7 protein-coding genes, 9 tRNA genes and 6 rRNA genes are annotated in these 16618 nt (G+C 47.2%); all 22 read left to right on the forward strand.

Features of this window, described 5'->3' with window-relative positions:
* The first annotated feature begins 115 nt into the window (after positions 1 to 115).
* The 22 genes from folP to RE409_RS00550 all read left to right on the forward strand — a co-directional run bounded on the left by folP (position 116) and on the right by RE409_RS00550 (position 16608).
* On the forward strand, positions 116 to 961 hold the full coding sequence (gene folP, locus RE409_RS00445; RefSeq protein WP_309558364.1) for a dihydropteroate synthase: 846 nt from the start codon (positions 116 to 118) through the stop codon (positions 959 to 961).
* Positions 954 to 1313 (forward strand): dihydroneopterin aldolase, encoded by a 360-nt coding sequence (folB, locus tag RE409_RS00450; protein WP_201187826.1) that lies wholly within the window; start codon positions 954 to 956, stop codon positions 1311 to 1313. Before folP ends, folB begins: the two co-directional genes overlap by 8 nt.
* Before the next feature lie 2 nt (positions 1314 to 1315).
* Positions 1316 to 1843: a 2-amino-4-hydroxy-6-hydroxymethyldihydropteridine diphosphokinase gene (gene folK, locus RE409_RS00455; protein WP_201187828.1), complete on the forward strand. Its 528-nt coding sequence runs from the start codon at positions 1316 to 1318 to the stop codon at positions 1841 to 1843.
* Positions 1795 to 2007: a helix-turn-helix domain-containing protein gene (locus tag RE409_RS00460; RefSeq protein ID WP_098177753.1), complete on the forward strand. Its 213-nt coding sequence runs from the start codon at positions 1795 to 1797 to the stop codon at positions 2005 to 2007. Before folK ends, RE409_RS00460 begins: the two co-directional genes overlap by 49 nt.
* A gap of 24 nt (positions 2008 to 2031) precedes the next feature.
* Positions 2032 to 3030, forward strand: a complete 999-nt coding sequence (gene dusB, locus RE409_RS00465; protein WP_053348971.1) for a tRNA dihydrouridine synthase DusB — start codon at positions 2032 to 2034, stop codon at positions 3028 to 3030.
* Positions 3031 to 3218: 188 nt separating this feature from the next.
* Positions 3219 to 4718, forward strand: coding sequence for a lysine--tRNA ligase (gene lysS / locus RE409_RS00470; protein WP_277950976.1), 1500 nt, complete (start codon positions 3219 to 3221; stop codon positions 4716 to 4718).
* 425 nt (positions 4719 to 5143) lie between these two features.
* A 16S ribosomal RNA gene (locus RE409_RS00475) occupies positions 5144 to 6695 on the forward strand.
* Positions 6696 to 6870: 175 nt separating this feature from the next.
* Positions 6871 to 9803: ribosomal RNA gene (locus tag RE409_RS00480) — 23S ribosomal RNA — on the forward strand.
* A 61-nt stretch (positions 9804 to 9864) separates the two neighbouring features.
* Positions 9865 to 9980: ribosomal RNA gene (gene rrf / locus RE409_RS00485) — 5S ribosomal RNA — on the forward strand.
* 10 nt (positions 9981 to 9990) lie between these two features.
* Positions 9991 to 10066 (forward strand) — tRNA-Val (locus RE409_RS00490).
* Between the two features lie 11 nt (positions 10067 to 10077).
* Positions 10078 to 10153, forward strand: a tRNA-Thr gene (locus RE409_RS00495).
* Positions 10154 to 10195: 42 nt separating this feature from the next.
* Positions 10196 to 10271, forward strand: a tRNA-Lys gene (locus RE409_RS00500).
* 9 nt (positions 10272 to 10280) lie between these two features.
* Positions 10281 to 10362 (forward strand) — tRNA-Leu (locus RE409_RS00505).
* 5 nt (positions 10363 to 10367) lie between these two features.
* Positions 10368 to 10442: transfer RNA gene (locus RE409_RS00510), tRNA-Gly, on the forward strand.
* 12 nt (positions 10443 to 10454) lie between these two features.
* Positions 10455 to 10543, forward strand: a tRNA-Leu gene (locus RE409_RS00515).
* A 9-nt stretch (positions 10544 to 10552) separates the two neighbouring features.
* A tRNA-Arg gene (locus tag RE409_RS00520) sits at positions 10553 to 10629 on the forward strand.
* A gap of 8 nt (positions 10630 to 10637) precedes the next feature.
* Positions 10638 to 10714 (forward strand) — tRNA-Pro (locus RE409_RS00525).
* A 9-nt stretch (positions 10715 to 10723) separates the two neighbouring features.
* Positions 10724 to 10799, forward strand: a tRNA-Ala gene (locus tag RE409_RS00530).
* 161 nt (positions 10800 to 10960) lie between these two features.
* A 16S ribosomal RNA gene (locus RE409_RS00535) occupies positions 10961 to 12512 on the forward strand.
* A gap of 175 nt (positions 12513 to 12687) precedes the next feature.
* Positions 12688 to 15620: ribosomal RNA gene (locus RE409_RS00540) — 23S ribosomal RNA — on the forward strand.
* A gap of 61 nt (positions 15621 to 15681) precedes the next feature.
* Positions 15682 to 15797 (forward strand): 5S ribosomal RNA (gene rrf / locus RE409_RS00545).
* Together the 16S, 23S and 5S rRNA genes with 9 tRNA genes alongside form the textbook arrangement of a ribosomal RNA operon.
* A 349-nt stretch (positions 15798 to 16146) precedes the next feature.
* Positions 16147 to 16608 (forward strand): CtsR family transcriptional regulator, encoded by a 462-nt coding sequence (locus tag RE409_RS00550; RefSeq protein ID WP_053349092.1) that lies wholly within the window; start codon positions 16147 to 16149, stop codon positions 16606 to 16608.
* Positions 16609 to 16618 lie beyond the last annotated feature (10 nt).

Raw genomic sequence — 16618 nt, forward strand, 5'->3', positions numbered from 1 at the left:
TTTCTTTTTTGTAGTAAAGACTAACAGATTTTTTCTATTCTCTAAGGTGCTTGCACTTTACCTATGTAAATAGGTAAACTCGTATATATAGATTTTTTTGGTGAAGGAGAACGGGATGTCATTATCTGATACTTTAAAGATTACATGTGGTTCATTTGAATTGGATTACAGCAAGAAGACCTTAATTATGGGGATTTTAAATGTTACGCCAGATTCCTTTTCGGATGGCGGGAAATATAACCGGGTAGATGCTGCTTTGAAGCATGCTGAACAGATGGTTAAGGACGGAGCTGATGTTTTGGACATTGGCGGAGAGTCCACCCGTCCTAATTATGAGCGGATTTCGGATGAGGAAGAGATAGAGAGAGTAGCCCCTATCATTGAGGCTATCTCCCGTAATATTCAAGTTCCAATCTCAATCGATACATATAAGTCTAGGGTTGCAGAGGAAGCAGTAAAAGCAGGAGCGCATATATTAAATGATATTTGGGGGGCAAAGGCTGATACCATGATGGCAAGTGTTGCAGCAAAGTATCAGGTGCCGATTATTTTAATGCATAACCGGGACAAAATGGATTATCGTCATTTTGTCCGGGATGTCCTTCAAGATTTGTTTGAAAGCATCACGATTGTAAAGAAAGCGGGAGTTCAGGATGAAAATATCATTCTCGACCCCGGCATAGGGTTTGCGAAAGACTTAAAGTTAAATTTGGAAATGATGAGGAATCTTGATAAGCTGGTATCATTAGGTTACCCTGTGCTTCTTGCGACATCAAGAAAGTCCATGATTGGACATGTTCTCGATTTGCCGCCTAGTGAGCGAGTGGAAGGTACGGCTGCCACAATCTGTAATGGAATTCAACAAGGCTGTCAAATGGTACGTGTTCATGACGTTAAGGAAATGGCACGCGCCGCTAAGATGATGGATGCTCTTTTAGGAAAAGGTGGTTTCAATGGATAAAATTTTTGTGAATAAAATGGAGTTTTATGGTTATCATGGTGTGTTTCCGGAAGAAACGAAGCTTGGGCAGCGGTTTAAAGTGGATTTGATTGTAGAGGCCGATTTAGCCAAGGCGGGGAAGAGTGATGAACTAGAGGACTCAATAAATTATGGAGAGTTATATGAAGTTTGTAAAGGCGTTGTTGAAGGGAAGCCGTTTAAGTTAGTGGAAGCCGTTGCCGAAGAGATTGCCTCAGAATTACTTAATAAGTTTTCTTCAATTGAGAAGTGCACCGTGAAAGTCTATAAACCAGATCCACCTATAGCAGGGCACTATGAATCGGTTGCTGTAGAAATTGTAAGAGGGCGCTGACGGTGGTAAATATTTCGTACCTTTCAATTGGATCGAATCTAGGAGATCGCCTAGTCACCATCCAAAGCGCTTTCCAATTATTGGCTGAAAACGCACACATCGAGTTGGTTGCCTGCTCGTCTTTATACGAAACAGACCCAGTCGGATACGCTGATCAGGATTGTTTTTTAAACGCTGTTTTTAAAGTGAAAACGGATTTAAAGCCAGAGGAGTTACTGCGAACTTGTATGCAGATTGAACAAGGATTAGGAAGAAAAAGGGAAGTTAGATGGGGACCCCGTACTTTAGACCTTGACATTTTGTTATATAATCATGAAAATATTGAGACAGAGATTCTTTCAGTCCCACATCCTCGGATGCAAGAAAGAGCATTCGTGCTCGTGCCTTTAATGGAAGTGGACCCTGATATTAAACTTCCGCAAATGTATACACCTTTGAGCGGCCTGCTTGAACAGATTCCGGATAAAGAAGGAGTTCGATTATGGAAGGCGAAAAATGGGGAAGGCGTATTCGCGCTTTTCGAAAGTTAAAGGGATTTACCCAAGAAGGGTTTGCGAAAGAAATTGGCGTTTCTGTTTCTTTACTAGGAGAAGTCGAAAGAGGGAACCGCAATCCTTCAGAGTCGTTTTTAATAGAAGTGGCGGATGTGCTCCGTGTTTCCATTGAGGAGCTTAGACCGCCTGAGGATAAATGAAAGAATGTTATAGGAGGCCACACCGTGTTAAAAATAGGCGATATTGAAATGAAGAATCCAGTAGTGCTTGCACCGATGGCTGGAGTATGTAACTCAGCATTCCGTTTGACGGTCAAAGAATTTGGTGCTGGATTAGTCTGCGCGGAGATGGTCAGTGATAAGGGAATCGTTCTTCAAAATGCAAGAACGATGAATATGCTTTATATAGATGAAAGAGAGAAGCCGCTAAGCTTGCAAATCTTTGGTGGTGAAAAGAAATCATTGGTAGAAGCTGCACAGTTTGTAGATAAAAATACAAATGCCGACATCATTGATATAAATATGGGTTGCCCTGTTCCGAAGATCACCAAATGTGATGCTGGTGCAAAATGGTTACTAGACCCGAATAAAATTTATGAGATGGTTTCAGCGGTTGTTGATGCTGTTGAAAAGCCAGTTACTGTTAAAATGCGTATGGGCTGGGACGAGGAACATATCTTTGCTATTCAAAATGCTCAAGCTGTGGAACGTGCAGGTGGTAAAGCAGTTTCTCTCCATGGTAGAACTCGAGTTCAAATGTATGAAGGAAAAGCTAACTGGGATATCATTCGTGAAGTGAAAAAATCCATTAATATTCCCCTTATCGGGAACGGTGATGTGGAAACACCTCAGGAAGCGGAGAGAATGTTAAAAGAGACTGGTGTCGATGGAGTCATGATTGGCCGTGCAGCTCTAGGTAATCCTTGGATGATCTACCGTACTGTTAAATATTTAGAAACAGGACAACTGATGGATGAGCCTACAGTTCGTGAAAAAATGGATGTTTGCGTTCTTCACATGGATCGACTAATTGCATTGAAAAATGAAAATGTTGCTGTCCGTGAAATGCGCAAGCATGCTTCTTGGTACCTAAAGGGTGTTAAAGGGAATGCTAATGCTCGTAAAGGCATTAATGATTGTGAGACAAGAGAAGATGTTGTAAGCCTTCTTTATGGACTTGTTGATGATATTGAAGCGAAGCAACAGAATATTCAAATGGTCTGATGTTTGACATTACCTTCCTGTTTTCCTATAATACGCTTATCTAAAACTGCCAGTAATCCTGGCAGTTTTTATATGTACATAAACAAGATTTTAAGATAAAAAGCTGTTGAATTCCTTTACTTTATGTAAGAATAAATACGTATGCAAAAGAAATCCTCAATAATTATATAAGTTTTTTATTAATAGAGATGGAGATGATTTTCGTGAGTCATGAAGAATTAAATGACCAACTGCAGGTAAGACGCGATAAAATGCAGGCCATGATTGATAATGGACAAGACCCTTTTGGGAGCAGATTCGAACGTACCCATAACGCCCAGGAGATTGTAAGCGCATATGGTGAATTAGAGAAAGAAGAACTAGAGGAAAAAGAGATCGAGGTTACGATTGCAGGTCGTGTAATGACTAAACGTGGGAAAGGGAAAGCAGGATTTGCTCATATTCAGGATATCAGCGGTCAAATCCAAATCTACGTTCGTTTAGATAAAATTGGTGAAGATTCATACAAGTTATTCAACCAAACGGATCTTGGTGATATCGTAGGGATCACTGGTGTTATCTTTAAAACAAAAGTTGGAGAACTTTCTATTAAAGCTAATGACTTTGTGTTCCTTGCCAAAGCGCTTCGCCCGCTACCTGATAAGTTTCATGGTCTGAAGGATGTCGAAGAACGTTATCGGAAACGTTATGTGGATTTAATTACAAATGAGGAAAGCAAAAACACCTTAATCATGCGCAGTCGAATTGTTCAGGCTATGAGACGTTATTTAGACGATCATGGATATCTGGAAGTGGAAACGCCGCTATTACACTCTGTTGCAGGTGGAGCTGCTGCGCGCCCTTTCCTTACTCATCATAATGCGCTTGATATGCCATTGAACTTGAGGATTGCTATTGAACTTCATCTAAAACGCCTGATTGTCGGTGGGTTAGAGAAAGTTTATGAAATCGGCCGTGTATTCAGAAATGAAGGTGTATCTACAAGACATAATCCAGAATTCACTCTAATTGAATTATATGAGGCCTATGCGGATTATAAGGATATTATGAGTCTGACAGAAAACCTGGTTGCTCATATTGCTCAAGAAGTTCTGGGTACAACAACCATTCAATATGGAGAATATGAGATAGAATTAAAACCAGAATGGAAACGACTTCACATGGTTGACGCTGTAAAAGAATACACAGGTGTAGACTTCTGGACTCACATGAGTAAGGAAGAGGCACAGCAGCTTGCTAAAGACAATGGCATTGAAGTGAAGGAATCCATGGAGTTTGGCCATATTGTAAATGAATTCTTTGAACAGAAGGTAGAAGACAAATTAATTCAACCTACGTTCATTTATGGACATCCGGTAGAAATTTCTCCATTAGCTAAGAAAAATCCGGAAGATTCCCGTTTTACTGATCGTTTTGAACTATTCATTGTGGGTAGAGAGCATGCAAATGCTTTCACGGAACTTAATGATCCTATTGATCAACGTCAACGCTTTGAAGCTCAATTAAAAGAGCGTGAGCAAGGTAATGATGAAGCTCATGAAATGGATGAGGATTTCTTGGAAGCCTTAGAATACGGCATGCCACCAACTGGTGGATTGGGAATTGGTGTTGACCGACTAGTTATGCTATTAACCAATTCACCTTCAATCCGTGATGTCCTGTTATTCCCGTTAATGAGACATCGCTAATAATATATGAAGAGTAAAAAAGGAAACCGAGTTGGGCCTGAGGATCCATAGAGCATAGCTCTTGGTCCTCGGGCAGTCCAGTTCGGTTTTTGTTTTTTAATAATAATTTAACAGGCTATTTATTGATTGAATTCTAAGGCATGAAAGAAAAACAATATTATCTCAAAAAAACTTTATAAAAGGTATTGCGCAGTTAACCTAATGATGTTATATTTATATCTGTTGTTACGAACGAGTTTCAAATGGATTACAAACTTTTAAAAAAAGTTTTAAAAAGTTGTTGACTCGAAGTAATGAAATGTGTTATTATAAATAAGCTGTTCCGAAAGACATTGCTCTTTGAAAACTGAACAAAACAAAGCGCCAACGTTAAATTTTAAGTGAGCACACACTATCAAAAAAGCAAAATGAGCAAGTCAAACATTTCTTCGGAGAGTTTGATCCTGGCTCAGGACGAACGCTGGCGGCGTGCCTAATACATGCAAGTCGAGCGAATCGATGGGAGCTTGCTCCCTGAGATTAGCGGCGGACGGGTGAGTAACACGTGGGCAACCTGCCTATAAGACTGGGATAACTTCGGGAAACCGGAGCTAATACCGGATACGTTCTTTTCTCGCATGAGAGAAGATGGAAAGACGGCCTCTAGCTGTCACTTATAGATGGGCCCGCGGCGCATTAGCTAGTTGGTGAGGTAATGGCTCACCAAGGCGACGATGCGTAGCCGACCTGAGAGGGTGATCGGCCACACTGGGACTGAGACACGGCCCAGACTCCTACGGGAGGCAGCAGTAGGGAATCTTCCGCAATGGACGAAAGTCTGACGGAGCAACGCCGCGTGAACGAAGAAGGCCTTCGGGTCGTAAAGTTCTGTTGTTAGGGAAGAACAAGTACCAGAGTAACTGCTGGTACCTTGACGGTACCTAACCAGAAAGCCACGGCTAACTACGTGCCAGCAGCCGCGGTAATACGTAGGTGGCAAGCGTTGTCCGGAATTATTGGGCGTAAAGCGCGCGCAGGTGGTTCCTTAAGTCTGATGTGAAAGCCCACGGCTCAACCGTGGAGGGTCATTGGAAACTGGGGAACTTGAGTGCAGAAGAGGAAAGTGGAATTCCAAGTGTAGCGGTGAAATGCGTAGAGATTTGGAGGAACACCAGTGGCGAAGGCGACTTTCTGGTCTGTAACTGACACTGAGGCGCGAAAGCGTGGGGAGCAAACAGGATTAGATACCCTGGTAGTCCACGCCGTAAACGATGAGTGCTAAGTGTTAGAGGGTTTCCGCCCTTTAGTGCTGCAGCTAACGCATTAAGCACTCCGCCTGGGGAGTACGGCCGCAAGGCTGAAACTCAAAGGAATTGACGGGGGCCCGCACAAGCGGTGGAGCATGTGGTTTAATTCGAAGCAACGCGAAGAACCTTACCAGGTCTTGACATCCTCTGACAACCCTAGAGATAGGGCGTTCCCCTTCGGGGGACAGAGTGACAGGTGGTGCATGGTTGTCGTCAGCTCGTGTCGTGAGATGTTGGGTTAAGTCCCGCAACGAGCGCAACCCTTGATCTTAGTTGCCAGCATTCAGTTGGGCACTCTAAGGTGACTGCCGGTGACAAACCGGAGGAAGGTGGGGATGACGTCAAATCATCATGCCCCTTATGACCTGGGCTACACACGTGCTACAATGGATGGTACAAAGGGCTGCAAACCTGCGAAGGTAAGCGAATCCCATAAAGCCATTCTCAGTTCGGATTGTAGGCTGCAACTCGCCTACATGAAGCCGGAATCGCTAGTAATCGCGGATCAGCATGCCGCGGTGAATACGTTCCCGGGCCTTGTACACACCGCCCGTCACACCACGAGAGTTTGTAACACCCGAAGTCGGTGAGGTAACCTTTATGGAGCCAGCCGCCTAAGGTGGGACAGATGATTGGGGTGAAGTCGTAACAAGGTAGCCGTATCGGAAGGTGCGGCTGGATCACCTCCTTTCTAAGGATAAATACGAGAGCGCTTTTGTTTTGTTCAGTTTTGAATGAGTAATTCATTCAGATTCGAAAGATCTCATCACGTAGTGATGGAATTCTTTCTTCTTTGTTCCTTGAAAACTAGATAATAGATAGAAGGCAATTAATTTTTTCAAAGCATCAGTAAGATCTTTTTTAACGGTTAAGTTAGAAAGGGCGCACGGTGGATGCCTTGGCACTAGGAGCCGATGAAGGACGGGACTAACACCGATATGCTTCGGGGAGCTGTAAGTAAGCTTTGATCCGGAGATTTCCGAATGGGGAAACCCACTGTTCGTAATGGAACAGTATCTTTACCTGAATACATAGGGTACTGAAGGCAGACCCGGGGAACTGAAACATCTAAGTACCCGGAGGAAGAGAAAGCAAATGCGATTTCCTGAGTAGCGGCGAGCGAAACGGAATTAGCCCAAACCAAGAGGCTTGCCTCTTGGGGTTGTAGGACACTCAACATGGAGTTACAAAGGAACGGGGTAAATGAAGTGATCTGGAAAGGTCCGTCAAAGAAGGTAAAAACCCTGTAGTTGAAACTTCGTTCCCTCCTGAGTGGATCCTGAGTACGGCGGGACACGAGAAATCCCGTCGGAAGCAGGGAGGACCATCTCCCAAGGCTAAATACTACCTAGTGACCGATAGTGAACCAGTACCGTGAGGGAAAGGTGAAAAGCACCCCGGAAGGGGAGTGAAATAGATCCTGAAACCGTGTGCCTACAAGTAGTCAAAGCCCGTTAATGGGTAATGGCGTGCCTTTTGTAGAATGAACCGGCGAGTTACGATTTCATGCGAGGTTAAGTTGATAAGACGGAGCCGCAGCGAAAGCGAGTCTGAATAGGGCGAATGAGTATGAGGTCGTAGACCCGAAACCAGGTGATCTACCCATGTCCAGGGTGAAGTTCAGGTAACACTGAATGGAGGCCCGAACCCACGCACGTTGAAAAGTGCGGGGATGAGGTGTGGGTAGCGGAGAAATTCCAATCGAACCTGGAGATAGCTGGTTCTCTCCGAAATAGCTTTAGGGCTAGCCTCAAGATGAGAGTATTGGAGGTAGAGCACTGATTGGACTAGGGGCCCCCAACGGGTTACCGAATTCAGTCAAACTCCGAATGCCAAATACTTATTCTTGGGAGTCAGACTGCGAGTGATAAGATCCGTAGTCGAAAGGGAAACAGCCCAGACCACCAGCTAAGGTCCCAAAGTATACGTTAAGTGGAAAAGGATGTGGAGTTGCTTAGACAACCAGGATGTTGGCTCAGAAGCAGCCATCATTTAAAGAGTGCGTAATAGCTCACTGGTCGAGTGACTCCGCGCCGAAAATGTACCGGGGCTAAACGTATCACCGAAGCTGTGGATTGACACCGTATGGTGTCGATGGTAGGAGAGCGTTCTAAGGGCGTTGAAGTCAGACCGGAAGGACTGGTGGAGCGCTTAGAAGTGAGAATGCCGGTATGAGTAGCGAAAGAAGGGTGAGAATCCCTTCCACCGAATGCCTAAGGTTTCCTGAGGAAGGCTCGTCCGCTCAGGGTTAGTCGGGACCTAAGCCGAGGCCGAAAGGCGTAGGCGATGGACAACAGGTTGATATTCCTGTACCACCTATACATCGTTTGAACGATGGGGGGACGCAGAAGGATAGGGTAAGCGCGCTGTTGGATATGCGCGTCCAAGCAGTTAGGCCGGAAACGAGGCAAATCCCGTTTCCATTAAGGCGGAGCTGTGATGGCGAGGGAAATATAGTACCGAAGTTCCTGATTCCACGCTGCCAAGAAAAGCCTCTAGTGAGATGTAAGGTGCCCGTACCGCAAACCGACACAGGTAGGCGAGGAGAGAATCCTAAGGTGTGCGAGAGAACTCTCGTTAAGGAACTCGGCAAAATGACCCCGTAACTTCGGGAGAAGGGGTGCTTTTTAGGGTGAATAGCCCGGAAAAGCCGCAGTGAATAGGCCCAGGCGACTGTTTAGCAAAAACACAGGTCTCTGCGAAGCCGCAAGGCGAAGTATAGGGGCTGACACCTGCCCGGTGCTGGAAGGTTAAGGGGAGAGGTTAGCGCAAGCGAAGCTTTGAACCGAAGCCCCAGTAAACGGCGGCCGTAACTATAACGGTCCTAAGGTAGCGAAATTCCTTGTCGGGTAAGTTCCGACCCGCACGAAAGGTGTAACGATCTGGGCACTGTCTCAACGAGAGACTCGGTGAAATTATAGTACCTGTGAAGATGCAGGTTACCCGCGACAGGACGGAAAGACCCCGTGGAGCTTTACTGCAGCCTGATATTGAATTTTGGTACAGCTTGTACAGGATAGGTAGGAGCCTGAGAAGCCGGAGCGCTAGCTTCGGTGGAGGCGTTGGTGGGATACTACCCTGGCTGTATTGAAATTCTAACCCGCGCCCCTTATCGGGGTGGGAGACAGTGTCAGGTGGGCAGTTTGACTGGGGCGGTCGCCTCCTAAAGAGTAACGGAGGCGCCCAAAGGTTCCCTCAGAATGGTTGGAAATCATTCGTAGAGTGTAAAGGCACAAGGGAGCTTGACTGCGAGACCTACAAGTCGAGCAGGGACGAAAGTCGGGCTTAGTGATCCGGTGGTTCCGCATGGAAGGGCCATCGCTCAACGGATAAAAGCTACCCCGGGGATAACAGGCTTATCTCCCCCAAGAGTCCACATCGACGGGGAGGTTTGGCACCTCGATGTCGGCTCATCGCATCCTGGGGCTGTAGTCGGTCCCAAGGGTTGGGCTGTTCGCCCATTAAAGCGGTACGCGAGCTGGGTTCAGAACGTCGTGAGACAGTTCGGTCCCTATCCGTCGCGGGCGCAGGAAATTTGAGAGGAGCTGTCCTTAGTACGAGAGGACCGGGATGGACGCACCGCTGGTGTACCAGTTGTCTTGCCAAAGGCATAGCTGGGTAGCTACGTGCGGACGGGATAAGTGCTGAAAGCATCTAAGCATGAAGCCCCCCTCGAGATGAGATTTCCCATAGCGCAAGCTAGTAAGATCCCTGAAAGATGATCAGGTTGATAGGTCAGAGGTGGAAGCGTGGCGACATGTGGAGCTGACTGATACTAATAGATCGAGGACTTAACCACGCTTTAAAAAATGAAATACCTTCTTATTATCTAGTTTTGAAGGAACAACGTTCCTTTATTGTTTGGTGGCGATAGCGAAGAGGTCACACCCGTTCCCATTCCGAACACGGCAGTTAAGCTCTTCAGCGCCGATGGTAGTTGGGGGTTTCCCCCTGTGAGAGTAGGACGCCGCCAAGCAGTTTCATATGGAGGATTAGCTCAGCTGGGAGAGCATCTGCCTTACAAGCAGAGGGTCGGCGGTTCGATCCCGTCATCCTCCACCATTTTTACACCTGCCGGTGTAGCTCAACTGGTAGAGCAACTGACTTGTAATCAGTAGGTTGGGGGTTCAAGTCCTCTTGCCGGCACCATTTTCATACAAGCTTAATATAGCATTTATAAATAGTTTCTATGAGCCATTAGCTCAGTTGGTAGAGCATCTGACTTTTAATCAGAGGGTCGAAGGTTCGAATCCTTCATGGCTCACCATTTTATTATGCGGGTGTGGCGGAATTGGCAGACGCACCAGACTTAGGATCTGGCGCCGCAAGGCGTGGGGGTTCAAGTCCCTTCACCCGCATGTTTGCGGAAGTAGTTCAGTGGTAGAATACAACCTTGCCAAGGTTGGGGTCGCGGGTTCGAATCCCGTCTTCCGCTCCACTATTTATTTATGCCGGGGTGGCGGAACTGGCAGACGCACAGGACTTAAAATCCTGCGGTAGGTGACTACCGTACCGGTTCGATTCCGGTCCTCGGCACCATCTTAATATGCGCCCGTAGCTCAATTGGATAGAGCATCTGACTACGAATCAGAAGGTTGTAGGTTCGACTCCCGCCGGGCGCACCATGTTTTTTCGGGAAGTAGCTCAGCTTGGTAGAGCACTTGGTTTGGGACCAAGGGGTCGCAGGTTCGAATCCTGTCTTCCCGACCATTGATTTTTGGGGCCTTAGCTCAGCTGGGAGAGCGCCTGCCTTGCACGCAGGAGGTCAGCGGTTCGATCCCGCTAGGCTCCACCAAAAAAAACTTGACAAGCTAAACAAGCTTTGATATGATGTAAAAGTTGATTCTTTAAAGGAATCAAATATTGCTCTTTGAAAACTGAACAAAACAAAGCGCCAACGTTAAATTTTAAGTGAGCACACACTATCAAAAAAGCAAAATGAGCAAGTCAAACATTTCTTCGGAGAGTTTGATCCTGGCTCAGGACGAACGCTGGCGGCGTGCCTAATACATGCAAGTCGAGCGAATCGATGGGAGCTTGCTCCCTGAGATTAGCGGCGGACGGGTGAGTAACACGTGGGCAACCTGCCTATAAGACTGGGATAACTTCGGGAAACCGGAGCTAATACCGGATACGTTCTTTTCTCGCATGAGAGAAGATGGAAAGACGGCCTCTAGCTGTCACTTATAGATGGGCCCGCGGCGCATTAGCTAGTTGGTGAGGTAATGGCTCACCAAGGCGACGATGCGTAGCCGACCTGAGAGGGTGATCGGCCACACTGGGACTGAGACACGGCCCAGACTCCTACGGGAGGCAGCAGTAGGGAATCTTCCGCAATGGACGAAAGTCTGACGGAGCAACGCCGCGTGAACGAAGAAGGCCTTCGGGTCGTAAAGTTCTGTTGTTAGGGAAGAACAAGTACCAGAGTAACTGCTGGTACCTTGACGGTACCTAACCAGAAAGCCACGGCTAACTACGTGCCAGCAGCCGCGGTAATACGTAGGTGGCAAGCGTTGTCCGGAATTATTGGGCGTAAAGCGCGCGCAGGTGGTTCCTTAAGTCTGATGTGAAAGCCCACGGCTCAACCGTGGAGGGTCATTGGAAACTGGGGAACTTGAGTGCAGAAGAGGAAAGTGGAATTCCAAGTGTAGCGGTGAAATGCGTAGAGATTTGGAGGAACACCAGTGGCGAAGGCGACTTTCTGGTCTGTAACTGACACTGAGGCGCGAAAGCGTGGGGAGCAAACAGGATTAGATACCCTGGTAGTCCACGCCGTAAACGATGAGTGCTAAGTGTTAGAGGGTTTCCGCCCTTTAGTGCTGCAGCTAACGCATTAAGCACTCCGCCTGGGGAGTACGGCCGCAAGGCTGAAACTCAAAGGAATTGACGGGGGCCCGCACAAGCGGTGGAGCATGTGGTTTAATTCGAAGCAACGCGAAGAACCTTACCAGGTCTTGACATCCTCTGACAACCCTAGAGATAGGGCGTTCCCCTTCGGGGGACAGAGTGACAGGTGGTGCATGGTTGTCGTCAGCTCGTGTCGTGAGATGTTGGGTTAAGTCCCGCAACGAGCGCAACCCTTGATCTTAGTTGCCAGCATTCAGTTGGGCACTCTAAGGTGACTGCCGGTGACAAACCGGAGGAAGGTGGGGATGACGTCAAATCATCATGCCCCTTATGACCTGGGCTACACACGTGCTACAATGGATGGTACAAAGGGCTGCAAACCTGCGAAGGTAAGCGAATCCCATAAAGCCATTCTCAGTTCGGATTGTAGGCTGCAACTCGCCTACATGAAGCCGGAATCGCTAGTAATCGCGGATCAGCATGCCGCGGTGAATACGTTCCCGGGCCTTGTACACACCGCCCGTCACACCACGAGAGTTTGTAACACCCGAAGTCGGTGAGGTAACCTTTATGGAGCCAGCCGCCTAAGGTGGGACAGATGATTGGGGTGAAGTCGTAACAAGGTAGCCGTATCGGAAGGTGCGGCTGGATCACCTCCTTTCTAAGGATAAATACGAGAGCGCTTTTGTTTTGTTCAGTTTTGAATGAGTAATTCATTCAGATTCGAAAGATCTCATCACGTAGTGATGGAATTCTTTCTTCTTTGTTCCTTGAAAACTAGATAATAGATAGAAGGCAATTAATTTTTTCAAAGCATCAGTAAGATCTTTTTTAACGGTTAAGTTAGAAAGGGCGCACGGTGGATGCCTTGGCACTAGGAGCCGATGAAGGACGGGACTAACACCGATATGCTTCGGGGAGCTGTAAGTAAGCTTTGATCCGGAGATTTCCGAATGGGGAAACCCACTGTTCGTAATGGAACAGTATCTTTACCTGAATACATAGGGTACTGAAGGCAGACCCGGGGAACTGAAACATCTAAGTACCCGGAGGAAGAGAAAGCAAATGCGATTTCCTGAGTAGCGGCGAGCGAAACGGAATTAGCCCAAACCAAGAGGCTTGCCTCTTGGGGTTGTAGGACACTCAACATGGAGTTACAAAGGAACGGGGTAAATGAAGTGATCTGGAAAGGTCCGTCAAAGAAGGTAAAAACCCTGTAGTTGAAACTTCGTTCCCTCCTGAGTGGATCCTGAGTACGGCGGGACACGAGAAATCCCGTCGGAAGCAGGGAGGACCATCTCCCAAGGCTAAATACTACCTAGTGACCGATAGTGAACCAGTACCGTGAGGGAAAGGTGAAAAGCACCCCGGAAGGGGAGTGAAATAGATCCTGAAACCGTGTGCCTACAAGTAGTCAAAGCCCGTTAATGGGTAATGGCGTGCCTTTTGTAGAATGAACCGGCGAGTTACGATTTCATGCGAGGTTAAGTTGATAAGACGGAGCCGCAGCGAAAGCGAGTCTGAATAGGGCGAATGAGTATGAGGTCGTAGACCCGAAACCAGGTGATCTACCCATGTCCAGGGTGAAGTTCAGGTAACACTGAATGGAGGCCCGAACCCACGCACGTTGAAAAGTGCGGGGATGAGGTGTGGGTAGCGGAGAAATTCCAATCGAACCTGGAGATAGCTGGTTCTCTCCGAAATAGCTTTAGGGCTAGCCTCAAGATGAGAGTATTGGAGGTAGAGCACTGATTGGACTAGGGGCCCCCAACGGGTTACCGAATTCAGTCAAACTCCGAATGCCAAATACTTATTCTTGGGAGTCAGACTGCGAGTGATAAGATCCGTAGTCGAAAGGGAAACAGCCCAGACCACCAGCTAAGGTCCCAAAGTATACGTTAAGTGGAAAAGGATGTGGAGTTGCTTAGACAACCAGGATGTTGGCTCAGAAGCAGCCATCATTTAAAGAGTGCGTAATAGCTCACTGGTCGAGTGACTCCGCGCCGAAAATGTACCGGGGCTAAACGTATCACCGAAGCTGTGGATTGACACCGTATGGTGTCGATGGTAGGAGAGCGTTCTAAGGGCGTTGAAGTCAGACCGGAAGGACTGGTGGAGCGCTTAGAAGTGAGAATGCCGGTATGAGTAGCGAAAGAAGGGTGAGAATCCCTTCCACCGAATGCCTAAGGTTTCCTGAGGAAGGCTCGTCCGCTCAGGGTTAGTCGGGACCTAAGCCGAGGCCGAAAGGCGTAGGCGATGGACAACAGGTTGATATTCCTGTACCACCTATACATCGTTTGAACGATGGGGGGACGCAGAAGGATAGGGTAAGCGCGCTGTTGGATATGCGCGTCCAAGCAGTTAGGCCGGAAACGAGGCAAATCCCGTTTCCATTAAGGCGGAGCTGTGATGGCGAGGGAAATATAGTACCGAAGTTCCTGATTCCACGCTGCCAAGAAAAGCCTCTAGTGAGATGTAAGGTGCCCGTACCGCAAACCGACACAGGTAGGCGAGGAGAGAATCCTAAGGTGTGCGAGAGAACTCTCGTTAAGGAACTCGGCAAAATGACCCCGTAACTTCGGGAGAAGGGGTGCTTTTTAGGGTGAATAGCCCGGAAAAGCCGCAGTGAATAGGCCCAGGCGACTGTTTAGCAAAAACACAGGTCTCTGCGAAGCCGCAAGGCGAAGTATAGGGGCTGACACCTGCCCGGTGCTGGAAGGTTAAGGGGAGAGGTTAGCGCAAGCGAAGCTTTGAACCGAAGCCCCAGTAAACGGCGGCCGTAACTATAACGGTCCTAAGGTAGCGAAATTCCTTGTCGGGTAAGTTCCGACCCGCACGAAAGGTGTAACGATCTGGGCACTGTCTCAACGAGAGACTCGGTGAAATTATAGTACCTGTGAAGATGCAGGTTACCCGCGACAGGACGGAAAGACCCCGTGGAGCTTTACTGCAGCCTGATATTGAATTTTGGTACAGCTTGTACAGGATAGGTAGGAGCCTGAGAAGCCGGAGCGCTAGCTTCGGTGGAGGCGTTGGTGGGATACTACCCTGGCTGTATTGAAATTCTAACCCGCGCCCCTTATCGGGGTGGGAGACAGTGTCAGGTGGGCAGTTTGACTGGGGCGGTCGCCTCCTAAAGAGTAACGGAGGCGCCCAAAGGTTCCCTCAGAATGGTTGGAAATCATTCGTAGAGTGTAAAGGCACAAGGGAGCTTGACTGCGAGACCTACAAGTCGAGCAGGGACGAAAGTCGGGCTTAGTGATCCGGTGGTTCCGCATGGAAGGGCCATCGCTCAACGGATAAAAGCTACCCCGGGGATAACAGGCTTATCTCCCCCAAGAGTCCACATCGACGGGGAGGTTTGGCACCTCGATGTCGGCTCATCGCATCCTGGGGCTGTAGTCGGTCCCAAGGGTTGGGCTGTTCGCCCATTAAAGCGGTACGCGAGCTGGGTTCAGAACGTCGTGAGACAGTTCGGTCCCTATCCGTCGCGGGCGCAGGAAATTTGAGAGGAGCTGTCCTTAGTACGAGAGGACCGGGATGGACGCACCGCTGGTGTACCAGTTGTCTTGCCAAAGGCATAGCTGGGTAGCTACGTGCGGACGGGATAAGTGCTGAAAGCATCTAAGCATGAAGCCCCCCTCGAGATGAGATTTCCCATAGCGCAAGCTAGTAAGATCCCTGAAAGATGATCAGGTTGATAGGTCAGAGGTGGAAGCGTGGCGACATGTGGAGCTGACTGATACTAATAGATCGAGGACTTAACCACGCTTTAAAAAATGAAATACCTTCTTATTATCTAGTTTTGAAGGAACAACGTTCCTTTATTGTTTGGTGGCGATAGCGAAGAGGTCACACCCGTTCCCATTCCGAACACGGCAGTTAAGCTCTTCAGCGCCGATGGTAGTTGGGGGTTTCCCCCTGTGAGAGTAGGACGCCGCCAAGCCATTCAAAAAGATCAGCCATCCTTGGCTGGTCTTTTTTCTTTTACAAATAGATAGCGATTTAAAGATCAGCAAAGATGTTGGTCTTCTTTGTATTTGACCAGGTGTTTGGATTCGGCAGGAGAATTAATACACGTAATAGAATATTCTATTATAAAATAGGTTTTGTGTTTAACTGTTTAGGGTATTTAAGTAAGATATTTAAATTTTAGTGTGCATTAGGGTATGTAAGTACATATAATTTGGAGAAAATGGATAATACATTTAAATGAGTGCATTTAAGTTGCAAAATGCATTTTTCCTTGTATAATAATAGTCAAATATAGTCAAAGTCAGATTGGAGGAGGCTGAGTGAGAAACATATCTGATATTATCGAAACTTATTTGAAACAAGTACTAGAAATAAGTCAGAAAGATATCTTAGAAATTAAAAGAAGTGAAATAGCAGATAAATTTCAGTGTGTTCCTTCTCAAATCAATTACGTAATTAATACCAGGTTTACAATCGAAAGAGGTTATGTTGTAGAGAGTAAGCGTGGAGGCGGCGGTTATATACGGATCATGAAAGTGAAATCGCAGGATTACGTGCATCTTATTAACCAATTATTATCCCTTATTGGTTCTAGGGTAACTCAATCGATGGCTGAAGGTGTTATTTCTCGGCTTATGAGTGAAGAAGTTATAAATGAAAGAGAAGCCAAGATTATGATGAGCGTCATTGATAGATCGGTGATTTATATAGATTTACCCGACCGAGATGAGCTTAGGGCAAGGATTTTAACTGCGATGCTTACAACTTTAAAATATAAATAAAACTGGCAGA

Origin of the sequence: Peribacillus sp. R9-11 (genome assembly GCF_031345095.1) — a bacterium.
Taxonomy (GTDB): domain Bacteria; phylum Bacillota; class Bacilli; order Bacillales; family DSM-1321; genus Peribacillus; species Peribacillus butanolivorans.